The 21,575-nt window shown below is 72.8% G+C and carries 21 protein-coding genes; 13 read left to right on the forward strand and 8 right to left on the reverse strand.

The features are described 5' to 3' along the window. Positions 1–78: 78 nt before the first annotated feature. The gene (locus tag ACQPYE_RS08695) at positions 79–1,104 is read left to right on the forward strand and encodes a 6-phosphofructokinase (RefSeq protein ID WP_498720456.1); all 1,026 of its coding nucleotides are present in this window, start codon (positions 79–81) and stop codon (positions 1,102–1,104) included. Positions 1,105–1,165: 61 nt separating this feature from the next. On the opposite strand, the gene ACQPYE_RS08700 is transcribed toward ACQPYE_RS08695, so the two are convergent. Next, a complete protein-coding gene (locus ACQPYE_RS08700) occupies positions 1,166–1,522 on the reverse strand; it encodes a cupin domain-containing protein (protein ID WP_498720457.1) in 357 nt (118 codons plus the stop codon). A 132-nt stretch (positions 1,523–1,654) separates the two neighbouring features. Here ACQPYE_RS08700 and ACQPYE_RS08705 point away from each other — a divergent pair, with 132 nt between their 5' ends. Beyond that, entirely contained in the window at positions 1,655–3,370 is a 1,716-nt protein-coding gene (locus ACQPYE_RS08705) for an AfsR/SARP family transcriptional regulator (protein WP_498720458.1), read from the forward strand. A 197-nt stretch (positions 3,371–3,567) separates the two neighbouring features. Next, positions 3,568–4,956, forward strand: a complete 1,389-nt coding sequence (locus ACQPYE_RS08710) for a class II 3-deoxy-7-phosphoheptulonate synthase (RefSeq protein WP_498720459.1) — start codon at positions 3,568–3,570, stop codon at positions 4,954–4,956. Positions 4,957–5,025: 69 nt separating this feature from the next. Here the strand turns inward: ACQPYE_RS08710 and ACQPYE_RS08715 are convergent, their stop codons facing one another. Next, positions 5,026–7,104 (reverse strand): Stk1 family PASTA domain-containing Ser/Thr kinase, encoded by a 2,079-nt coding sequence (locus tag ACQPYE_RS08715; RefSeq protein ID WP_498720460.1) that lies wholly within the window; start codon positions 7,102–7,104, stop codon positions 5,026–5,028. 184 nt (positions 7,105–7,288) lie between these two features. Here ACQPYE_RS08715 and ACQPYE_RS08720 point away from each other — a divergent pair, with 184 nt between their 5' ends. Continuing rightward, on the forward strand, positions 7,289–7,654 hold the full coding sequence (locus ACQPYE_RS08720) for an Rv2175c family DNA-binding protein (protein WP_498722866.1): 366 nt from the start codon (positions 7,289–7,291) through the stop codon (positions 7,652–7,654). Positions 7,655–7,822: 168 nt separating this feature from the next. Here the strand turns inward: ACQPYE_RS08720 and crtI are convergent, their stop codons facing one another. Continuing rightward, entirely contained in the window at positions 7,823–9,316 is a 1,494-nt protein-coding gene (crtI, locus tag ACQPYE_RS08725) for a phytoene desaturase family protein (protein ID WP_498720461.1), read from the reverse strand. Between the two features lie 2 nt (positions 9,317–9,318). After that, positions 9,319–10,386: a polyprenyl synthetase family protein gene (locus ACQPYE_RS08730; protein ID WP_498720462.1), complete on the reverse strand. Its 1,068-nt coding sequence runs from the start codon at positions 10,384–10,386 to the stop codon at positions 9,319–9,321. A gap of 105 nt (positions 10,387–10,491) precedes the next feature. Between ACQPYE_RS08730 and ACQPYE_RS08735 the strand changes: the two genes are divergently transcribed. Further along, a complete protein-coding gene (locus ACQPYE_RS08735; RefSeq protein WP_498720463.1) occupies positions 10,492–11,379 on the forward strand; it encodes a methylenetetrahydrofolate reductase in 888 nt (295 codons plus the stop codon). Positions 11,380–11,579: 200 nt separating this feature from the next. On the opposite strand, the gene ACQPYE_RS08740 is transcribed toward ACQPYE_RS08735, so the two are convergent. Then, positions 11,580–12,230, reverse strand: coding sequence for a DUF3153 domain-containing protein (locus tag ACQPYE_RS08740; protein ID WP_498720464.1), 651 nt, complete (start codon positions 12,228–12,230; stop codon positions 11,580–11,582). Positions 12,231–12,334: 104 nt separating this feature from the next. On the opposite strand from ACQPYE_RS08740, the gene ACQPYE_RS08745 reads away from it, so the two are divergent. Next, positions 12,335–14,014: a DUF885 domain-containing protein gene (locus ACQPYE_RS08745; RefSeq protein ID WP_498720466.1), complete on the forward strand. Its 1,680-nt coding sequence runs from the start codon at positions 12,335–12,337 to the stop codon at positions 14,012–14,014. Positions 14,015–14,098: 84 nt separating this feature from the next. After that, positions 14,099–14,725 carry a CHAP domain-containing protein gene (locus tag ACQPYE_RS08750; RefSeq protein ID WP_498720468.1) on the forward strand — a complete coding sequence of 209 codons (627 nt, stop codon included), beginning with the start codon at positions 14,099–14,101 and terminating at the stop codon, positions 14,723–14,725. Positions 14,726–14,732: 7 nt separating this feature from the next. Here ACQPYE_RS08750 and ACQPYE_RS08755 read toward each other — a convergent pair whose 3' ends face one another. Together ACQPYE_RS08755 and ACQPYE_RS08760 are read right to left on the reverse strand one after the other, a co-directional pair. Then, positions 14,733–15,293 (reverse strand): GNAT family N-acetyltransferase, encoded by a 561-nt coding sequence (locus tag ACQPYE_RS08755; protein ID WP_498720469.1) that lies wholly within the window; start codon positions 15,291–15,293, stop codon positions 14,733–14,735. Continuing rightward, complete coding sequence (locus ACQPYE_RS08760) at positions 15,290–15,790, reverse strand: YbaK/EbsC family protein (protein WP_498720470.1); 501 nt, start codon at positions 15,788–15,790, stop codon at positions 15,290–15,292. Before ACQPYE_RS08760 ends, ACQPYE_RS08755 begins: the two co-directional genes overlap by 4 nt. A 182-nt stretch (positions 15,791–15,972) precedes the next feature. On the opposite strand from ACQPYE_RS08760, the gene ACQPYE_RS08765 reads away from it, so the two are divergent. Further along, positions 15,973–16,386 carry an SAV_6107 family HEPN domain-containing protein gene (locus ACQPYE_RS08765; RefSeq protein WP_498720472.1) on the forward strand — a complete coding sequence of 138 codons (414 nt, stop codon included), beginning with the start codon at positions 15,973–15,975 and terminating at the stop codon, positions 16,384–16,386. Next, positions 16,383–17,147, forward strand: coding sequence for a maleylpyruvate isomerase N-terminal domain-containing protein (locus ACQPYE_RS08770; RefSeq protein ID WP_498720474.1), 765 nt, complete (start codon positions 16,383–16,385; stop codon positions 17,145–17,147). Before ACQPYE_RS08765 ends, ACQPYE_RS08770 begins: the two co-directional genes overlap by 4 nt. Before the next feature lie 61 nt (positions 17,148–17,208). Here ACQPYE_RS08770 and ACQPYE_RS08775 read toward each other — a convergent pair whose 3' ends face one another. Then, entirely contained in the window at positions 17,209–18,786 is a 1,578-nt protein-coding gene (locus ACQPYE_RS08775; protein WP_498720476.1) for an alkaline phosphatase D family protein, read from the reverse strand. Positions 18,787–18,809: 23 nt separating this feature from the next. Between ACQPYE_RS08775 and ACQPYE_RS08780 the strand changes: the two genes are divergently transcribed. The 4 genes from ACQPYE_RS08780 (at position 18,810) to ACQPYE_RS08795 (ending at position 21,443) form a co-directional block, all read left to right on the forward strand. Then, positions 18,810–19,520: a VOC family protein gene (locus tag ACQPYE_RS08780; protein WP_498720478.1), complete on the forward strand. Its 711-nt coding sequence runs from the start codon at positions 18,810–18,812 to the stop codon at positions 19,518–19,520. 51 nt (positions 19,521–19,571) lie between these two features. Continuing rightward, a complete protein-coding gene (locus tag ACQPYE_RS08785) occupies positions 19,572–19,721 on the forward strand; it encodes a hypothetical protein (RefSeq protein ID WP_498720479.1) in 150 nt (49 codons plus the stop codon). An 80-nt stretch (positions 19,722–19,801) separates the two neighbouring features. Next, positions 19,802–20,446, forward strand: a complete 645-nt coding sequence (locus ACQPYE_RS08790; RefSeq protein ID WP_498720480.1) for a GntR family transcriptional regulator — start codon at positions 19,802–19,804, stop codon at positions 20,444–20,446. A 1-nt stretch (position 20,447) separates the two neighbouring features. Continuing rightward, positions 20,448–21,443 carry a 1-aminocyclopropane-1-carboxylate deaminase gene (locus ACQPYE_RS08795; RefSeq protein WP_498720481.1) on the forward strand — a complete coding sequence of 332 codons (996 nt, stop codon included), beginning with the start codon at positions 20,448–20,450 and terminating at the stop codon, positions 21,441–21,443. The last annotated feature ends 132 nt before the right edge of the window (positions 21,444–21,575 follow it).

Consider the following 21,575-nt stretch of genomic DNA (forward strand, 5'->3'; position numbering starts at 1 on the left):
GGACCCTCGCTTGCTGCACCGATCCAGCACGTGTCAGGCTTGGGTGACCAACGCCACGAGAAGAGATTGGCTAAGCAAATGCGCATTGGTGTGCTCACCGGCGGTGGCGACTGCCCCGGCCTCAACGCGGTCATCCGCGGCGTGGCCCGCAAGGGCATCGAGGCCCACGGCTGGGAAATCCTGGGGTTCCGCAACGGTTGGCAGGGTCCGGTGGAGAACCTGACCAAGCCGATCGGGCTCGATGACGTCGAGGACATCCTCACCAGGGGCGGCACCATCCTCGGCTCGTCGCGCACCAACCCGTACAAGATCGACGGCGGGGTCGACCGGATCCGCGAGACCCTCGCGGCGAACAAGGTCGACGCGCTGATCGCCATCGGTGGCGAGGACACCCTCGGCGTCGCCAAGCGGCTCACGGACGACGGCATCGGCGTCGTGGGCGTGCCGAAGACCATCGACAACGACCTGGGCGCGACCGACTACACGTTCGGCTTCGACACCGCCGTGCACATCGCCACCGAGGCGATCGACCGGCTGCGCACGACGGCCGAGTCGCACCACCGGGCGCTCGTGGTCGAGGTCATGGGCCGCCACGCGGGCTGGATCGCGCTGCACTCCGGCCTGGCCGGCGGCGCGAACGTGATCCTGGTGCCCGAGCGGCAGTTCAGCGTCGACAAGGTGGTCGAGTGGGTGGAGCGGCGCTTCGAGCGCCAGTTCGCCCCGATCATCGTGGTCGCCGAGGGCGCGATGCCCGAGGGCGGCGCCGAGACGCTGCACTCCGGTGAGAAGGACGCGTTCGGCCACGTCCGGCTGGGCGGCATCGGCACCTGGCTGGCCGAGGAGATCGCGGAGCGGACCGGCAAGGAGTCCCGCGCGGTCGTGCTGGGCCACGTCCAGCGCGGCGGCATCCCGACCGCCTACGACCGCGTGCTCGCCACCCGCTTCGGCCTGCACGCGGTGGACGCGGTCGCCGACGGCGACTTCGGCGTCATGGTCGCGCTGCGCGGCACGGACATCGTCCGGGTCAAGCTGTCCGAGGCCACCGAGGAGTTGAAGACCGTCCCGCTGGAGCGCTACCAGGAGGCCGAGGTCTTCTTCGGCTGAGCCGTTCGGCGAGGTCGAGCGCCCTCGGACCCCGGGTCCGGGGGCGCTGCGCTGTCCGCGACTACTCCTTGGCGTAGTCGCGCAGACCGGTGAAGTCGACCATCACGCACGGCTCGTCGCCGACGATCCAGGCGTCGTGCCCCGGCTCCACCATGATCGCCTCGCCGGCTCCCGCCTCGCCCTCGGAGCCGTCGTCCATGACGACGTGCATCCGGCCGGACAGGATGTAGCCGGTGTGGGCGGCCTGGCACGAGTCGGTGCCCGCGATCGGCTTCACGTCCTGCGACCACCGCCAGCCCGGCTCGAACTTTGCTCTGCCGACCGTCGTGCCACCGACGGTGACCAGGTCGACGTGACCGTGCGGGAAGTCCCGCACCTCTTCCGGTTCGGCCAAGCTCTTCGACGCCAACACGGACATCTCCGTCACCTTCCTCGTCTTCTCAGCCCACGGGGTGCTCCGGGCTCGGGGTGGATCGGGACACGCTAGGCGGCGCGGCGTTCCCAAACCGTTCCCACGGCGGTCCCGCCGGGCCGGACGTAGGGTGCCGCCATGCGGGCCACCTGCCAGGTGCGCGTGCTGGGCAGGTTCGCCGTCTCGGTCGACGGCAGTCCCGTCCCCGGTGACGTGTGGCGCAACCGGCGCGCGGCCGACGTGGTGAAGCTGCTGGCCGTGGCGCCCGGCCACCGGCTGCACCGCGAGCAGGTGATGGACCGGCTGTGGCCCGACCTGCCCGCCGACGCGGCCGGGGCGAACCTGCGCAAGGCGGTGTTCCACGCGCGGCGCGCGCTGGGGCGTGCCGACGCCGTCCGGTGCGAGGGACGGCTGTTGACGTTGTGGCCCGGCGGGGTCCTGGACGTGGACCTGGACCGGTTCGAGCGGGCCGCCGACGCCGCGCTGGCCTCGGGGGACGCCGGTCGGTGCGCGCTCGCCGCCGCCGGGTACCGCGGCGGCCTGCTCGTCGACGACCGCTACGAGTGCTGGGTCGCGGAGGCGCACGAGAAGGTCGAGGGCCGGTACACCGCGCTGCTGAGGGCCGCCGGCGACTGGGAACGGCTGTTCGACCTGGACGAGACCGACGAGCAGGCGCACCGCGCGGTGATGCGCCGGCACCTGGCCGCCGGTCGCCGGGGCGAGGCGTTGCGCCAGTTCGACCGGCTGCGCCGCGCGCTGCGGGAGCGGATCGGGATCGGGCCGGACGCGGAGACCGTCGCGCTGTACGAGTCGGCGCTCGGCCTGGACGCGGCCGAGCCGCCGTCACCGGCGCAGCGCGCGGCGGTCGCGCTGGCCAACGGCCTGGTCGCGTACGGGCGGCGCCACCTCGCCGAAGCCGAACGGCTGGCCAGGCAGGCGCGGGTGCTGGCCCTGGACGCCGACCTCGGGCACGAGCTGGGTGAGGCCTCCACCCTGCTCGCCCTCGTCGCGCACGCCCGCGGCACGTGGCACCGGTTGTTCCGGGAGGAGTTCGCCGACGCGGTGCGGCACCCGCCCCGGCCCGGGGTCTACGACGCGCACCTGTGCTTGCAGGAGTTCTACCTGTACGGGCCGGAGGGGCACGACGGCGCGGAATCGTTCGGCCGCGACCTGCTCGACATCGCGTCACGGGCGGGCTCGGCGGCGGGCCGGGCCTTGGCCCACCTGCTGCTGGGAGAGTTCGCGCTGCTGTCCGGGCACCTCGACGACGCCGTGGCCACGCTGGGCGAGTCCCTGGACGAGGCCGGACGCGCGGGCTGCGGGTCCGCCCGGTCACTGGCGCTGGAACGGCGGGCCGAGGCCGAGACCCGTCGCGGCGACCGCGCGGCGGCCCGTGCCGACCTGGCCGAAGCGCTGCCGCTGGCCCGCTCGTCACGCATACCGTCGCACCTGGTCATCCGGGTGCACGGGGTCCGCGTCCTGGCCGCGGGCACCATCGGCGGCGCGCTCGGCGCGATCCACGAGGCGGAGCGGTGGCTGACCGAGGCGCCGCACGTGTGCGACCCGTGCTCGATGGGCTTCCGGATCGCCGCGGCGACGGCGTGCGCGAACGCGGGCAGCCCGAGCCGCGCCCGGCCGCACCTGGCGGAGGCGGAGCGGATCAGCGGCCTCTGGCAGGGCGGCCCGTGGACGGCGGCGCTGTGGGAGGTGCACGCCGAGGTCCGGCGCGCGCAGGGGCAGCGCACGCGGGCGACGGCGCTGTTCCTGGAGGCGGCCGAGCGGTTCGCGGCGATGCGCCGACCGCTGGAGGAGCGCCGGTGCCGGGCCGCCGCCGCGTCCCTCGACGATCGGTGAACACACCGAGGTCCAGGTCGGCGTCACCGGTGACGCCGTGCGACCGGTGCGCCGGGTGGTCCCGCTGGACGTTCTCCACCGCGGTCGACCCCGGCCTCGCCGCCGTGTTGTCATCCGATCGGGTGTCCGACGTGGTCGACACGGGGCACAGGTCGGACCCGAGTCCGTCTCTCGATGTGGACAGCTATCTTTAACGTGTGAACTGGACCGTGGACGTGCCCGTGGACACGCTTCCCGAGCTTCCGCCCCTCCCGCCCGAGCTGCGCGACCGGCTCGACGACGCGCTGAGCCGCCCCGCCGCCCAGCAGCCGGAGTGGCCGGACGCCGAGCAGGTGCGCCGGGTGCGCGCCGTGCTGGAGAGCGTGCCGCCGATCACCGTGCCGGCCGAGATCGACCGGCTGCGCGACAACCTGGCCGAGGTCGCCCGCGGCGAGGCGTTCCTGCTCCAGGGCGGCGACTGCGCGGAGACGTTCGCGGACAACACCGAGCCGCACATCCGCGCGAACATCCGGACCCTGCTCCAGATGGCCGTCGTGCTCACCTACGGCGCGAGCCTGCCGGTGGTGAAGATCGGCCGCATTGCCGGCCAGTACGCCAAGCCGCGCTCGTCGGGCATCGACGCGCTCGGCCTGCCGTCCTACCGCGGCGACATCGTGAACTCGCTGGTCGCCACGCCCGAGGCGCGCGTGCCGGACCCGTCCCGGATGATCCGCGCCTACGCCAACGCGGGCGCGGCGATGAACCTGCTGCGCGCCATGACCACCGCGGGCATGGCCGACCTGCACCGGCTGCACGACTGGAACAAGGACTTCGTCCGCCAGTCGCCCGCCGGTGAGCGGTACGAGGCGCTGGCCGGCGAGATCGACCGCGGCCTGCGGTTCATGTCGGCGTGCGGCGTGAACGACACGTCGCTGCGCACCACCGAGATCTTCGCCTCGCACGAGGCGCTGCTGCTGGACTACGAGCGGGCCCTGCTGCGCCTGGACACCAACGGCGAGCAGCCGAGGCTGTACGACCTGTCGTCGCACTTCCTGTGGATCGGCGAGCGGACCAGGCAGCTGGACGGCGCGCACATCGCGTTCGCCGAGCTGCTGAGCAACCCGATCGGGTTGAAGATCGGCCCGTCGACCACGCCGGAGATGGCCGTCGAGTACGTCGAGCGGCTCGACCCGCACAACCAGCCCGGCCGGCTGACCCTCATCAGCCGCATGGGCAACGGCAAGGTGCGCGACGTGCTGGGCCCGATCGTGGAGAAGGTCACCGCCTCCGGCCACCAGGTCATCTGGCAGTGCGACCCGATGCACGGCAACACGCACGAGGCGTCCACCGGCTACAAGACCCGGCACTTCGACCGGATCGTCGACGAGGTGCAGGGCTTCTTCGAGGTGCACCGGCGCCTGGGCACCCACCCCGGCGGCATCCACATCGAGCTGACCGGCGAGGACGTCACCGAGTGCCTCGGCGGCGCGCAGGAGATCTCCGACCTGGACCTCGCCGGCCGCTACGAGACCGCCTGCGACCCGCGGCTGAACACGCAGCAGTCGCTGGAGCTGGCGTTCCTGGTCGCGGAGATGCTGCGCAGCTGACCGGCTGACGCCGACCGACGACGAACGGCGGTGGCCCCCGACTCCACCGAGTCGGGGGCCACCGCCGCGTCACACCGCGATGATCGTGATCTTGGTGTCCTTCGGCACGCGCTCACCGGCGCGGATGGACTGGTTGACCACCCGTGCCCGGTCGCGGTTGTTGAACTGGACGTCGACCTTGAGGCCCGCGTCCTCCAGGATCTTCTTCGCTTCCTTGACCGACTTGCCCTCGACCTGCGGCACGGTCACCGAGTCCGCCGACAGCACGACGGTCACCCGCCGGTTGTTCGGCGGCAGGTTCGTGCCCGCCGGCGGGTCGGTGCGGATCACCTTGCCGCCGTCGACCTTGTCGGAGAACTCCGTCGGGCCCTCGACCGGCTCGAACCCGGCCGCGCTCAGCTCGGCGAACGCCTCGTCCTTGGTCTTGCCCGTGACGCTGGGCACCGGCTTGGGCTCCGAGCCCTTGCTCAGCACGATCGTCACCGTCGAGCCGATCGGCACCGGCGTGCCGGGGGCAGGCTCCAGCGTCACCACCTTGCCCTTGGGCACGCGGTCGCTGAACGCGTCCTTGGCGGGGTTGAGCTGGGCCTTCAGCCCGACCGACAGGATCTCCTGCTCGGCGGCGGCGACCTCGACGCCCGCGTTGACCTGCGGCACCACCGGCTTGCCCGCGGACACCACGAGCCGCACCAGGTCACCCTGGTTGGCCTTGGTCCCGGAGGGCGGGTCGGTGCTGATCACCTGCCCGCTCGGCACGGTGTCGCTGTTCTCCCGGCGCACCGTCTTCTTCAACGACAGCTCGTCCAGCAGCGCGGTGGCGACGGTCTCGTCCTTGCCGACCAGGTCCGGCACGGTGGAGACCCGGCCGATGGCCAGCCACCAGATCGTCACGCCGATCAGGATCGCGGCCACCACGAGGACGCTGAGCCACGTGATGAACTGCCGCTTGCTGCGCGCCCGCATCTCCTCGTACAGCTGCTCGGGCGTCTTCTTCTTCGGCGGTCTCTTGGGACGCGGACGGGCCGCCGGGGGAGTCGGTCCGGTCGGCCCGGCCGGTCCGGTCGGCTTGGGCTCGGGCGGCGCGAGCAGCTCGGCCCGGGAGATGGCCCTGGTGCCCTGCGGCCCGCCCGCCGGCGGGACCAGCGGGTTCGGCCGGTGCACCGGCACGGTGAGCTCGGCGAACGGCGCGCCCGCGCCCACCCGCACCGGTTCGACCCGCAACGTCTGCTCGGCCGGGCTCACCGGCGCCGGCACGTGCTGGGTGGCCTCTTCCGAAGGCGTCGCCGCGCTGGGCACCGGCACGTCGACCGCCGCGATGCCCAGCACCGCCCGCGCGGTCTCCACCTCGGACAGGAACGACTCGGCGTCGGCGGGCCGGAGGAACGGCTCCTTGCGGGTCGCCCGGCGCACCAGCTCCGCGACCTCGGCGGGCACGTCCGGCACCGGCGGCACGTCGTCGTTCACGTGGCGGTAGGCCACCGAGATGGCGTTGTCGCCCACGTACGGTGGCGCGCCGGTCAGCATCTCGTACAGCAGCACGCCCGCCGAGTACACGTCGCTGCGCGCGTCCGTGGTGCCCGTGGTGACCTGTTCGGGCGACAGGTAGGCGACCGTGCCCAGGATCATGGTGTCGCTGGTCACGCCCACCGTGGAGACCGCGCGGACCAGGCCGAAGTCGGCGACCTTCACCGTGCCGCCGGGCCCGATGAGCACGTTCTCCGGCTTCACGTCCCGGTGCACGAGGTCGGCGCGGTGGGCGGCGGCCAGCGGCGAGAGGATCTTCTCGATGACGGTGAGCGCCAGCGGCACGTCCAGCCTGCCGCGCGCGGTGATCAGGTCGCGCAGCGTGCCGCCCTCGACCAGCTCCATGACCAGGTAGACCCGGTCCTCGTCCACGCCCTGGTCGTGGACCTGCACCACGCCGGGGTGGTGCAGCTTCGCCGCGGCCCGCGCCTCGCGCTCGAACCGCGCCACGAACTGCGGGTCGGCGGAGAACCGGGGGTCCATGACCTTGATGGCCACGGTCCGCTCCAAGCGCGTGTCCACACCCCGGTAGACGGTGGACATGCCGCCACGCGCGACCAGGGCGCCTACCCGGTAGCGTTGTTCGAGCAGCCCGCCGATCACGTTCGTCGCCGACCTTTCCACAGCCGTGGATCGTACGGTGGGTGGTGCCGACCGATGCTGTGCGCTGGAGCATCCCACGCGCGCTTGTGGGATCCGCGTCAAAGTGGCGCGAAACAGGGGGTAGCGGCAAACCGACCCCTGGGTGTACGGCCACCACCCGGTTGGCGCAGGGCGTCGTCCACGTCGTTGTGGCATCGTGACGCAGGTGAGTGCGATTCCTGCCGCTGCGGATGTGCTGGCTCCCGACCTGGAGGTACTGCCCCTCCCCGAGGTCGCCGAGCGTCTTGAGCTGCCTGTCAACCGAGTCCACCAGTTGCTGCGGGACGGTCAACTGCTAGCCGAGCGGCGCAACGGCGTCCTCGTCGTCCCCGCGCAGTTCCTCGCCGCCGGAGGCGTGGTCAAGGGCCTGCCCGGCACCATCACGGTGCTGCGCGATTCCGGCTTCTCGACCGAGGAGATCCTCCGGTGGCTGTTCACCGAGGACGAAACCCTGCCCGGCACGCCTGTCGAGGCGTTGCGCGGCGACCGCGGCCGTGAGGTGAAGCGGCGGGCACAGGCCTTGGCTTTCTGACGAGCACCGCACCACCCCGGACAACCGACCACGTCCGGGCGGCTACCCAGCCGCCCGGACGTCGTACTTCCACGACCCAGCGCTTCCACGGCCCAGCGCCTGACGACCCTCGCCGCCGGCACCCGCGCGAACCCGGGACGGGGCCGACGCAGGCCGCCGCGAGTTCGGTCAGCGCCGGGTGTGCGCCCGCCGTGCCCGCACCGGCCGCCGCGAGCGCGCGCCCGTCGACCCCGTGATCCGCTGGGCGGCCAGCCTGCCCGAGATCAGCACCGGCGGCACGCCGACGCCCGGCGTGGTGCCGCAGCCGGCCAGCACCGCGTTGTCCAGCACCAGGTTGCGCGGCCGGAACGGCCCGGTCTGGGCGACGGTGTGCGCGGCCGAGAACGGGGTGCCCGCGGCCAGGCCCATCGCGGCCCAGTCCGCCGGCGTGACCAGGTGCTCGACCTCGATCGCGTCGCCGAACCCGGTGAGCCCGCGCGCCTCCAGCACGCCCACCAGCTCGTCGCGGTAGGCCGGGCCGACGCGGTCCCAGTCGATCGGGCCGGTGCGCAGGTTCGGCGCGGGCGCCAGCACGAACACCCCCTGCCCGGGCGCCGCCGTGACCAGCAGCGACGGGTCGCTCATCACCGTGCCCCGGCGGGTCAGCTCGTCGAACGTGCGGTTCCACTCCCGGCCGAAGAACAGCGTGTGGTGCGCCAGCTCCGGCCACGTCCGGTCCACGCCCGCGTGCAGCACGACCGCCGACGGCGACCACGTGATCGGCACGGGACGGCGCGGCTGGTGGCCCAGCAGGCGGTACGACATCGGCAGGTCCGGTGTGAGCACCACCGCGTCGCACGGGATGCGCTCACCGTGCGTGGTGCGCACCGCGGTGACCCGGCCGCCGATCCGCTCCAGCCACGCCACCGGCGTCTGGAACCGCAGGTCCGCGCCCGCGTCCCGGGCCGCCGCCGCCAGCGCGTCCGGCACCGCCCGCATCCCGCCCTCGGGGTGGTGCACGCCCGCGATGGTGTCCATGTACGCGATGACGGCGTACGCGGCGAGGGCCTTGCGCGGCGGCACGCCGGCGTACAGCGACTGGAACGAGAACACCCGCCGCAAGCGCTCGTCGTGCAGGAACCGCGCCACCGACGGTCCGAGCCTGCCGAACCCGCGCAGCGCGGCCAGCCTCGCCAACTGGGGCGTGAGCAGCGACAACGGCGAGTCGAAGTTCGAGCCGATGAACTGCTCGCGCTCGACCCGGTACAGCTCGGTCAGCCAGCGGCGCAGCGCCCGGTACCCGGCGGCCTCGCGCGGACCGGCGAACCGGCGCACCTCGGCTTCCATCGCCTCGCCGTCGGAGTGCACGTCCAGCGTGCTGCCGTCGGCGAAGCGGGCCCGGTAGGCGGGGTGCAGGGGCCGCAGGGTCAGCCGGTCGGCCAGCGAGTCGCCGACCGCGTTCAGCGCCTCGTCCACCAGCTCCGGCATGGTCAGCACGGTCGGCCCGGTGTCGAAGCGGTAGCCGCCGAGGTCCAGCCGCCCGGCCCGGCCGCCGGGCACGGCGTCGCGCTCGACCACGGTGACCCGGCGACCCGCGCCGAGCAGGTGCAGCGCGGCGGACAGGCCCGCCAGCCCCGCGCCGACCACGACGACGTGGTCCGTGCGGCCGGTGACCGTGCGCATCGTCAGGAGGTCCGCTTCGTGGCGCTGATCGCCAGCTCCGCCAGCCGCTCACCGGCCGGTTCGGCGATCGGCGACCGGTCCAGCGCCCGCAGCGCCGACTCGGTCAGCTCGGCGATCCGCTCCTCGACCGCGTCCACCGCGCCGACCTCGCGCAGCCGCGCGCGCACCTCGTCGACCACGGCCACGTCCAGGTCGGGCTTGCCCAGCGCCTGGTGCAGCACGTCCGCGCCGAACTCCATGCCCAGCGCGACCAGCAGCGTCCGCTTGCCCTCGCGCAGGTCGTCGCCCGCGGGCTTGCCGGTGACCGCCGGGTCGCCGAACACGCCGAGCAGGTCGTCGCGCAGCTGGAACGCCACGCCGATGTCCGTGCCGAACGAGCGCAGGCCGTCCACCAGCTCCGGTGACGCCCCGCCGATCGCCGCGCCCATGTGCAGCGGCCGTTCCACGGTGTACGCGGCGGTCTTGAGCCGGTCGATGCGCAGCGCCGCGTCCGGCGAGCTGTCGCCGCGCGCCTGCGTGAGCACGTCCAGGTACTGGCCGGCCAACATCTCGGTGCGCATGTCCCGCCACGGCAGGCTCAGCCGCTGCAACGCGTCGGTGGGCAGGCCGGCGGCGAAGAGCATGTCGTCCGCCCAGGCCAGCGCCACGTCCCCGATCAGCACGGACGCGGCCAGCCCGAACCGCTCGGGCTCACCCAGCCAGCCCTCGGCGCGGTGCTCGCGGGCGAACCGGACGTGCACGGTCGGCATGCCCCGGCGGGTCTCGGAGGCGTCCATCAGGTCGTCGTGCACCAGCGCGCACGCCTGGATCAGCTCCAGCGAGCTGACCGCCGTGAGCACGGCCCCGGCCAGCTCGCCCTCCGGGTCGCCGCCCGCCGCGCGCCAGCCCCACCACGCGAACGTGGGCCGGATCCGCTTGCCGCCGCCGAGGACGAAGTCGGCCAGCGCGTCCACGGCGCCGGTGAAGGTCTCCTCCATGCGCGCGCCCAGTGCCCGGCGGTCGGCGAGGTACGCGGCCAACGCTTCGTCGACGTGCTTGGGCAGTTCGAGGTCCAACGGGTGGGGCGGCACGCGTCTATGGTCACCTCTGCGACTTCGGCGTGCCCAACCGGGGGGCTGGTCCCATCCGGTGACAGCCGTCTTCCACGCCTCGGACGTACCTCTAGGCTGTGCGGCATGACGTCGGTGGTCGAACGCCTGCACGGGGGGTCCCCCGTGTTCTCCGTCGAGTTCTTCCCTCCGCGCGACGAGGCCGAGGAGACCGTCCTCTGGCGCGCGATCCGCGAGCTGGAGGCCTTCGACCCGGCGTTCGTGTCCATCACCTACGGCGCGGGCGGGTCGGCGCGCGACCGGACCATCCGCACCACGGGCCGGGTGGCGCAGGAGACGACCCTGCTGCCGATGGCCCACCTCACCCTGGTCGACCACTCGGTGGCCGAGCTGCGCAACGTGATCGGCTGGTACGCGGCCGTCGGCGTGCGCAACATCCTGGCCGTGCGCGGCGACCCGCCCGGCGACCCGAACGGCGAGTGGGTGGCGCACCCGGAGGGCCTGACCTACGCCGAGGAGCTCGTCCGGCTGTGCCGTGAGCTGGGCGACTTCTGCGTGGGCGTGGCGGCGTCGCCGTACGGCCACCCCCGGTCGACGGACCTGGACACCGACACCGAGTACCTGGTGCGCAAGCTCCGCGCCGGCGCCGACTTCGCCATCGCGCAGCTGTTCTTCGAGCCGGAGGACTTCCTGCGCCTGCGCGACCGGGTGGCCGCGCGTGGCTGCGACACCGTGCTGATCCCCGGCGTCATGCCGTTGACGACGCCGCGGACGCTGGCCAAGACGGTGGAGCTGTCGGGCGCGTCCGTGCCGGACTCGGTGGCGCGCCGCCTCGACCGGTACGCCGACGACCCGGCGGGCTTCCGCGCGGCCGGCATCGACCTGGTGACCGAGGTGGGGGAGCGGCTGCTCGCCGAGGGCGTGCCGTGCCTGCACTTCTACACGTTCAACCGGTCGAAGGCGACCAGGGAGATCGTCGGCCGCCTGGGCCTGGTGCCCGCCCGCGCTGTATAGGATTGCCGCTGCTCCGCAGACGGCGGGCGAGGTCGCCTGGAAGTCGACCGCTCGCGCCCTGATTCTCCGACGATCGAAGAGCGTGATCGCCGGAGAATGAGGACGCGAACGATCGACGCGACCTCGCGGTGGGGGGTAGGGCAGGTGCGGGGGCGGGGCAGGGTGGGTGTGGGGGTAGGGCAGGGCAGGGCGGGGCGGGGTCACGCTACTTGGTGGCGGCGGTGGGCGACGATGGCCAGGATCAGCACGATGAGCGCCGCGCCGCCGGTCAAGCCGGCCACCAGCATCGTCCAGCCGAAGTACGACACCGAGTTCGCGCCCGCGTAGCGGACCGTCGCGCTCAACATCGACGCCTGGCCGGGCTTCGGGCTCCACGCGATGGTCGCGTCGTCCTCCTCGCGCCCGTTCGTGTCGACGACCTCGCCCGGGAAGCTGATCTTCACCTGGATGTCGGAACGCTCCGGCGGCACCTGCGTCAGGTCGACCGACCCCGACAGCGTCACCAGGTCGCCGGAGCGCCGGAACGTCAGCTGGTAGCGGCTGGACGACGCGCTGGTCGCCACCGACAGCGCCCGCACCTCGTCGAACGACAACCCGCTGAACGACAGCTGCGTGCCGACGTAGTCGTCCACCTTGTACGGCTTGGTGGTGACCCGGTTGGCCAGCTCGTTCGGCACCTTCAGCTGCGGACCGGGGTCGTTGTCCTTGGTCGGCGGCGTGGCGGCGGTGATCTCGCCGGACACGTGGTCGTCGGTGGACAACGCCATGGCGGCGTGCAGCCGGACGCACCCCGTCAGCGAGAACAGCGCGAGGAGGAAGACCGGGAGGAGGAGCGCGGAGGCCCTGGGCACCCGCCCATCCTGCCGGCCACGGTCAAAAGTTGACCGCATGACACGATCGTGAGCGTGGCTAATTACCTGTTGGGGTGACACGGCCCGCAGGTAACGTGCGGCGCATGTCAACCTCCTCCGCCGGCGTGCACGGCATCAGCAACCAGTTCGTGGCCGACTACGCGGCCGCGGACCCGTTGACCGCGACGTTCATCGGCAAACCCGGCCACGACGACCGGCTCACCGACTACTCGCCGGAGGGGCACGCCGCCCGCGCGGAACTGGCTCGCAAGGCGCTCGCCGCGATCAACGCCGCCGAGCCCGCGGACAAGTCCGAGGCCGACGCTAAGGCCGTGTTCCTGGAGCGCGTCGGCCTCGACGTCGAGCTGCACGAGGCCGGTCAGATGGAGGGCAACCTCAACGTCATCGCGAGCCCCGTGCAGTCGCTGCGCGAGGTGTTCGACCAGATGCCCACCGACACCGCCGACGACTGGGCTGTGATCGCCAAGCGGCTCACCGCCGTGCCGGACGCCGTGGCGAACCTGCGCGCGGGCCTGGCCCACGCCGCGGACCACGGCCACGTCTCGGCGTTGCGGCAGGTGAGCAAGGTCGCCGAGCAGTGCGACACCTGGGCGGGCCGTTCCGGTGGCACGTCGTTCTTCGCCAACCTGATCGCCGACGCCCCGGCGGGCGGAGCGCTGCGCACCGAGCTCGAAGCGGGCGCGAAGGCCGCCGCGGAGTCCTACGGCGACCTGGCCGCGTTCCTGCGCGACGACCTCGCGCCCAAGGCGCCGACGAAGGACGCCGTCGGCGAGGACGTCTACCGGCTCCAGTCCCGCTACTTCACCGGCTCCCGCCTCGACCTGGCCGAGGCCTACGAGTGGGGCTGGGGCGAGTTCACCCGCCTCGAGACCGAGATGAAGCAGGTCGCGGACCGGATCAAGCCGGGCGCCACCCTCGCCGAGGCCGCCGCCGCGCTGGACGCGAACCCGCGCTACCTGGTGCGCGGCAAGGACGGCCTGCGGTCGTGGATGCAGGAGCTGTCGGACGGGGCGTTGCGGGACGTGCGCGGCGTGCACTTCGACCTGCCGGACGAGCTGATGAAGCTGGAGTGCCGCATCGCGCCGCCCGGTGGCGGCGTCGGCGCCTACTACAGCGGCCCCACGCCGGACTTCTCCCGCCCCGGTCGCATGTGGTGGTCCGTGCCGGACGACAAGGAGGAGTTCTCCACCTGGCGCGAGGTCTCGACCGTCTACCACGAGGGCGTGCCGGGTCACCACCTCCAGGTCGCGACGGCCGTCTACCAGGCGGAGACGCTGAACGAGTTCCAGCGCCTCCTGTGCTGGGTCTCCGGCCACGGCGAGGGCTGGGCGCTGTACGCGGAGCGGCTGATGCGCGAGCTCGGCTACCTGGAGGACGACGGCGACCTGCTCGGCATGCTGGACGCGCACCTGTTCCGCGCGGCCCGCGTGATCATCGACATCGGCATGCACCTGGAGCTGGAGATCCCCAAGGGCGCCGGCTTCCACGAGGGCGAGCGGTGGACCCCGGACCTCGGCCTGGAGTTCATGCTCACCCGCACCATCACCGACCCGGCGCACGTGCGCGACGAGATCGACCGCTACCTGGGCTGGCCCGGCCAGGCCCCGTCGTACAAGTTGGGCGAGCGGCTGTGGCTGGCGGCCCGCGACGACGCCCGCGCCCGGCACGGCGCCTCGTTCGACCTCAAGGCGTTCCACCGCCAGGCCTTGGAGATGGGGGCCATGGGGTTGGACACTCTTCGTGAGCGGCTGACGGAACTCTGACCACGACCCGGTGACCTCGGCCTCACGCCGAGGTCACCGGATCAGGTGTTTGATGTTGTGGGCGAACTACCGTAGGGGGATCTGATGACCGGACGTGCGATGCGTGCCGCACTCGGCGTGGTGCTGGCCGGCGCGCTGCTGGTCGCCGGGTCACCCGCCCTCGGCCAAGCCCAACCGCTCGGCGACCAGGCCGAGTGGCGCGTCCGGCAGGAGATCGTCGACCACGCCCTGCGCCAGGTCGGCCAGCGCGAGGGCAACGGCAACTACTACCCGCCGCAGTACCAGGTCGCGGGCCAGGGCGTGCTGCGGCCGGCCGAGTGGTGCGGCGTCTTCGTCAACTGGGCCTGGACCACCGCCGGCGTGCGGGACAAGCCGTCGATGCGCCCCGCCCCCGGCGCGTCCGTCCTCGACCAGGGCCACTGGGCGACCTACTGGCAGAAGTGGGGCAAGGCCAACGGCCGGTGGAAGGACATCGCCGAGCGCGACGTGGCGCCGGGCGACGCCGTCGTCTACGGCAACTACCCGGACATGCACGCCCACGTGGGCCTCGTCGTGGAGGTCAGGTACGACCGGACGGGCCGCAAGGCCACCCACGTCCGCACCGTCGAGGGCAACTTCGACGAACGGGTGGTCTACTCGAAGCTGCGCAAGGTCGAAGGCCTGAACGCCGGCAAGTACCTCCAGGCCTCGGGCTTCGTCTCGCCCTTCTAGCGCGACCTCAGCCGATCGGCAGCACCCGCCCGAGGACCGCGAACGGCCTCGGGTCCCCGGTGAACTGGTAGTGCCGCAGCACGTCCACGAACCCCATCCGCCGGTACAGCCGCCACGCCTTGCTCGGCCCCTCCGGAGTGGACAGCAGCACCCGCGAGCTGGGCACGCCCTCCACCAGGTTCCGGAGCAGCTGCTCGCCGACGCCACGTCCCTGCGCGCGGGGCAGCACGTGCAGCTCGGTCAGCTCGAAGTAGTCGTGCATCCACTCCTCGACCGCCTTCGGCCCGGACACCATCGTCAACCCGTGCCGCACCTGCTCGTGCCACCACTGGCCGACCGAGCCCCGGTACCCGTACCCGATCCCGATCAGCTCGTCCCGCTCGCCCAACGCCACCACGCACCGCCACCCGTCGCGCAGCATGTGCGCCAGCCACATGGGCGCGCGCTGCTCGGCCGTGCCGGGCGGGTACTCCATGGCGCTGACGTAGAGCGCGAGCGCCTCGTCCAGCCGGGAGTTCAGCTCCCGCGCGGACAGCGCGACGACCCGCTGCGACGGCGCGGCGGTCACCGGGCGACCTCGGCGGAAGCGCCACCGGTCAGGTCGAGCAGGCCCGCGTACGTCGTCGGGTACACCGCGTGCGGGTGCCCGGCCGCCGCCCACACCACCTCGTGCCGCTCCAGCGCGACGTCCACGAACGTCGTGATCGGCGCCGGGTGCCCCACCGGGGAGACGCCGCCGATCACCTGGCCGGTGTGCTCGCGCACGAACTCGGGCGTGGCCCGCTCGATGGAGTCCGCGCCCGCCAGCGCGGCGAGTTTCGCGGTGTCGGCGCGGTGCGCGCCGGAGGTGAGCACGAGCAACGGCGAGGCCACGCCGTCGCGGACGGCGGCGAAGATCAGGCTGTTGGCGATCGCGCCGACCGGCACACCCACCGCCTCGGCCGCGGCGGCGGCGGTGCGGACGGCGTCGGCCAACACGCGGATCCCGTTCGCCGCTTCGTGGTGGCCCGCCTCGGACAGTGCGGCGGCCACCTTGCGGATGCCGGGGTGGTCGAGTGCGCTCACCCGTTCATCAGACCACGGGCGGTCCGCTTGAGGAGTTCCGGGCCGGCAGGATAGTCTGGTCATGCTCGAACGTTTGTTCGAGCAATGCCTTGGTGGTGGGGCGGGGGAAGCGCCCCACCACCAAGTGCCGCCGTCTCCCCGCGGCGGTCGTCGCTGTCCCGACGCCGCGAGGAGGCCGCGAGATGACTCAGACCTTCCCCCGCCGCATTCCCCTCCCCCTGCCACCGGCGTCGGCGGTGACCCTGCTCCGACAGGCCCGCGAGTGCCTGGCCGAGGCCGAACGGGACCTCTCGCCGTCCACCCGCTTCGCCACGGCCTACCTGGCCGCGATGCGGGCGGCGGCGGCCGTGCTGGCGGCCAGGGGCCGACCCCACCGGGGCCGGGCCAAGCCGACCAGCGTGTGGGTCCTGCTGCCCTCCCTCGCGCCGGAGCTGCGCGAGTGGGCCGCGTTCTTCGCCGAGTGCTCGGCGACGCGCGCGGCCGTGCTGGCGGGCATGACCAGGCGGGTCACCTGGCGCGCAGCCGACGACCTGGTGCGCCAAGCGGCGCAGTTCACCGAGTTGGTCGACGAGATCATGTACGAGGACGGACTGTGAGCAGGGGACTGGTCGCCTACGACCGACTGATCGACGTGGTGGAGGCCGAAGCCGAGCGCCTGGCGGCGTCGGCCGAGGGACAGCGCCCGGAACGCCAGGTGCCCGCGTGCCCCGGGCTCAACCTCGGGGAGACCGCGCGACACGTGGGCAGCACGTACCGGATGGTGTCGACGTGGCTGAGGGAAGGCAGCCAACCCCTGGTGTGGCAACAGGACCCGGAGCCGGGGCAGCCGTTGCCGGAGTACGTGCGCGCGGGCGTGCGGCCACTGGTGCGGGCGTTGCGGCCGCACGAGCCGGACGACCCGTGCGAGACGTGGTGGCCCGCCGAGCGCAACCACAACTTCTGGGCACGGCGGCTGGCGCACGAGTCGACCGTGCACCGGATGGACGTGCAGGCGGCGGCCGGGCTGCCGATCGACCCGGTGGACGACGACGTCGCCGAGGACGGCGTGGACGAGATCCTCACCCTGTGGCTGGGTCACCGGCTGGACGTCCTCGGCGTGCGCGGCACGCGTGAGGGGACGGTGGCGATCCGCGCCGGCGACAAGGTGTGGCTGACCACCACCGGCCCCGACCCGGCGGTGGCCCGGCTCGTCACCGACCGGGACGCCTCGTCCGCGGCCGGCGAGGTGACCGGAACCCCCATGCAGGTGTACCGCTGGCTGTGGGGCCGCATCCCGGACCGCGACCTGCCTCCGACGACCGGCGACCACGACGCGATCGCCCAGCTGTGGGCTTTGCTGAGGCTGGCCACCAAGTAGCCGCGCGCCCACCGCCGGGCACGGCACCGCCCGGCGGTGGGCGCACCGCTCCCGTGCTGCCTCAGAGCGCCAGGGAGGTCACCTCTTCGAGCCCGTCCGCCTTCGCCGTCTCCAGCCGGAACCGCGACTCGCGCCCCTCGATCTCCAGCACGCCCACCGAGTTGCCGAAGTGCGGCCCGCTGAGCTTGTGCCACGCCACCGGGTCCGGTGAGATGCCCCGCCGGTCGGCCAACCGCCGCAGCAGGCGGGCGATCGGCCGCGACCACGACAGCCGGAACGCGGGCCGGAAGATCCACGGCGGGTCGTTGTGCACCGGCGAGCACACGAGCTGGTACACCTTCGCGTCCACCGACGAGGCGAACGACGCCCGTGCCGCGTAGCTGTGGTGCACGTCCCCCGACAGCACGCACACCGTGCCGGGCGCGTCCTCGGCCCGCGAGATCCGCTCGATCAACCGCGCCAACCGCTCGAACGACGCGCGGAACGCGGGCCAGTGCTCCAGGTCCGACACCTGCCGCACCTTCTCCCCGACCCGGCCGCGCCACCCCGGCAGCCCCGCCATCCGCTCGTTGAGCGACTGGAAGTGGCTCAACCCGTGCGGCATCAGCCAGGGCAGCGACGAGCCGATCAGCAGGTGGTCGAAGTCGCCCTCGGTGGCGTTCTGCTCGATCCAGTCGAACTCGGCGTCACCGACCATCAACCGCTCCGGCCCGTCCAGGATCCGCCCGCTGCGGGTGTCGATCACCAGCAGCCGCACCCGGCCGAAGTCGCGCCGGTAGCTCCACCGGGTCGCCTTGCCGCCGTCGACCTCGCGGTCCGCCTGCTCGCCGAAGTCCTCCAGCATCGCCTGCACGTCACCACCGGTCGAGCGCACCTTCTGGTACAGCGGGTCGCGCGCCAGCTCGTCCGGGCTGAGGTTGCCCAGGTGCTGGTACACCCAGTACGACGCCAGCCCGGCCCGGATCCGCTCCGGCCACCACCGCTTGCCCGCCATCTTCTCGCGCCACGGCCGGGACGTGTTCCAGTCGTCGCGCACGTCGTGGTCATCGAAGATCATCGACGTCGGCACCACCGACATCAGCCAGCGGATCTCCGGGTCGGCCCACGACTCGTGGTACAGCTCGGCGTACTCCCGGAACGACACGACCTCGCCCGCCGGCTCCGGTCGGCGCCGCGCCAGCCACTCCTTGATCCTGGGCGTCGGCTCGTCGGCGTAGACCTGGTCGCCCAGCAGCACCAACGCGTCCGGCCACTCGTGCGGCTGCTGCTCCTGCATCCGCAACGCGTACGCGTCCAGCGCGTCCGGGCCCAGCTTGTCGGGCGTCCCCTCGCCCTTCGCCGCCCGGCAGGAACCGAACAGCAACCGCCGCAGCTCGCCGGTGCGGATGGAGGGCCGGGGGAACGGCGAGTCCGGCCGCGGCCACACCACCTCACCGTCCAGCCGCACGTCGTAGGGCGTGGACGTGCCGGGTTCCAGCCCTTCCACCACCACGAGCGCGAAGTGCTGCTCGCCCACCTGGAACGTCTCGGCGCGACCACCCGCGATGCCGACCTCACACGCCGTGTCCGTCTCCACCCACACCGTCGCCGAGGTGGAGTCGACGTGCCTGAGCACCGGACCAAGAACCAACTCCGCCATTGGGCAGACGTTACCTTCGGACCATGGCAACGAGGTGGTGCGATGTCGTGGTCGATTCGGCCGATCCCGCCGCGCTCGGCCGGTTCTGGTCGGCGCTGCTCGGACAGCCGATCACCGGCGAGGGCGACGACGAGGTCTCCGTGGCGTTGAGCGACGGGCAGGAGTTGGTGTTCGGGCTCGTGCCGGACGTGAAGGAGGTGAAGAACCGAGTGCACCTGGACTTGAGCTCGACGTCGCCCGAGGACCAGGCGGCGATCGTGGCGCGAGCCGTCGGGCTGGGCGCGAAGCCGGTCGACATCGGGCAGGGCGACGTGCCGTGGGTGGTGCTGGCCGACCCGGAGGGCAACGAGTTCTGCGTGCTGGAGCAGCGCGACGAGTACGCGCGCACCGGTCCGGTGGCGGCGGTCGTGGTGGACGCGGTCGACCCGCCGGCGCTGGCCGCGTTCTGGGCCGGTCCGACCGGGCTGCTCGTGACGCGCTCGGCGGCCGGCTTCGCGTCGCTGGCGCAGGAGGCCGGGCCGTCCTTGGAGTTCGTGCGGGTGGCCGAGCCGAAGGTGGTGAAGAACCGGCTGCACCTCGACCTCGCGCCGTTCGCGGACGGCGACCTGCCGATCGAGGTGGCCCGGCTGGAGGCGTGGGGCGCGGTGCGGGTGGACGTGGGGCAGATCGACGTGCCCTGGACGGTGCTGGCCGACCCGGAGGGCAACGAGTTCTGCGTGCTCACACCCCGCTGACCCGGCCCCTGCGCGAATGAGCGCACCGGCCGCTGGGGGATGGCGACGGTGATGCGACCCACGTACCTGGAACCGCGCATGGACGTGCCCGCGGTGGACGACTGGTCCACCCCGCCTGGCCCTCGCCGGGTTCGCGCGGCTGAACCCCGGTCCACCGCCGCGGTCTTCGACGCCACCGGCACCACGCCGGACAACCCGTAGAGCGGCGTCGCGGGGCTCGTCCCGATTCACCTGAGCACGTGCCTGGTGGTCTCGGGGGTGACCGGCTACAGTCTACCGGTATGCAATATATTAGTCGCGCGCTGTTTCGCGACCAGGCGTTGGTCGCGATCCGCGAGGCGATCCTGGGCGGCGACCTGGCGCCCGGCGTGCCGATCAAGGACGTGGAGCTGGCCGAACGGCTCGGGCTGTCCCGGACACCGGTGCGCGAGGCGTTGGCGCGGCTGACCGACGAGGGCCTGGTCGAGAGCAAGCCGCACAGCTACACGCGGGTCACGCCGTTGGACGCGGCGGCCGTGCGTGACGCGCACGTCGTCGTCCAGGCCATGCACGCCCTCGCCGCGCGGCTGGCCGTGCCGCACCTGGTCGAGGCGGACCTGGACGCGATGCGTGCCGCGAACACGGCGTTCGCCCACGCCCTGGCCTCCGGCGACGTGCCCGCCGCGCTCGCCGCCGACGACGAGTTCCACGCGGTGGCCGTGCGGCGTGGCGGCAACTTCGCCGTCACGGCCACCATCGACCGCTACACGCCCCTCGTGCGCCGGCTGGAACGGCTGCGGTTCGCCGCGCCGACCGGCCGCCACTCGGTGGCGATGCACGACGAGATCATCACCGCCTTCGCCGCGGCCGACGCCGACCTCGCGGCACGGTTGGTCGAGCGGAACTGGGCGACGTTGGCCGACCTGTTCGTGGTTGAGGAGAACTGACATGGCGCTGGGCGATTTCGAGCGTTTCCCGCTGACCTTCGGCCCGTCCCCGGTGCACCCGCTGGAGCGGCTGACCAGGCACCTCGGCGGTGCGAAGGTGTGGGCCAAGCGCGAGGACTGCAACTCCGGGTTGGCCTACGGCGGCAACAAGACCCGCAAGCTGGAGTACCTGGTGGCGGAGGCGTTGGCGACGGGCTGCGACACGCTGGTGTCCATCGGCGGCGTGCAGTCCAACCACACCCGCCAGGTGGCTGCGGCGGCGGCGCGGGCCGGGCTGAAGTGCGTGCTGGTGCAGGAGAGCTGGGTCGACTGGCCGGACGCGGTGTACGACCGGGTCGGCAACATCCTGCTCAGCCGGCTGATGGGCGCCGAGGTGCGACTGGTCGAAGCCGGCTTCGGCATCGGCGTGAAACCCGCGTGGGAGCAGGCGATCGAGGACGTGCGCGCCGCCGGCGGCAAGCCCTACGCCATCCCGGCCGGCGCGTCGGACCACCCGCTCGGCGGGCTCGGGTTCGCGGGGTGGGCGGCCGAGGTCGAGCAGCAGGAGGCCGAGTTGGGCGTGCGGTTCGACACGATCGTCGTGTGCTCGGTGACCGGGAGCACGCAGGCGGGCATGGTCGCCGGGTTCGCGGGCAGCGGCCGGAGGGTGATCGGAGTCGACGCCTCCGCCGAGCCGTGCGACACGCGTGAGCAGATCACGCGCATCGCCAAGAACACGGCGGACCTGCTCGGCGTGAAGGTGACCGACGAGGACGTCATCCTCGACGACCGGTTCCACGAGGGCATCTACGGCGTGCCGGGGGAGTCCACTGTGGACGCCATGAAGCTCGGCGCCCGCCTGGAGGGCATGATCACCGACCCGGTGTACGAGGGCAAGTCGTTGGCTGGCCTGGTGGAACTGGTCTCCACCGGCGAGATCCCGCGCGACTCCAACGTCCTGTACGCCCACCTGGGCGGCCAGCCCGCGCTCAACGCCTACAGCACCCTGTTCCGCTGAGGGCGTCCGCCGGCCGAGTGCGTCCGCTGGGTGCGTCCGCCGGCCGAGTGCGTCCGCCGGGTGCATCCGCTGGCTGAGTGCGTCCGCCCGGCTGCGGCTGAGGGTGTCCGCTGAGGGCGTTGGTCCGTGCTG

Source organism: Actinosynnema sp. CA-299493 (assembly GCF_050946825.1).
Classification (GTDB): Bacteria; Actinomycetota; Actinomycetes; order Mycobacteriales; family Pseudonocardiaceae; genus Actinosynnema.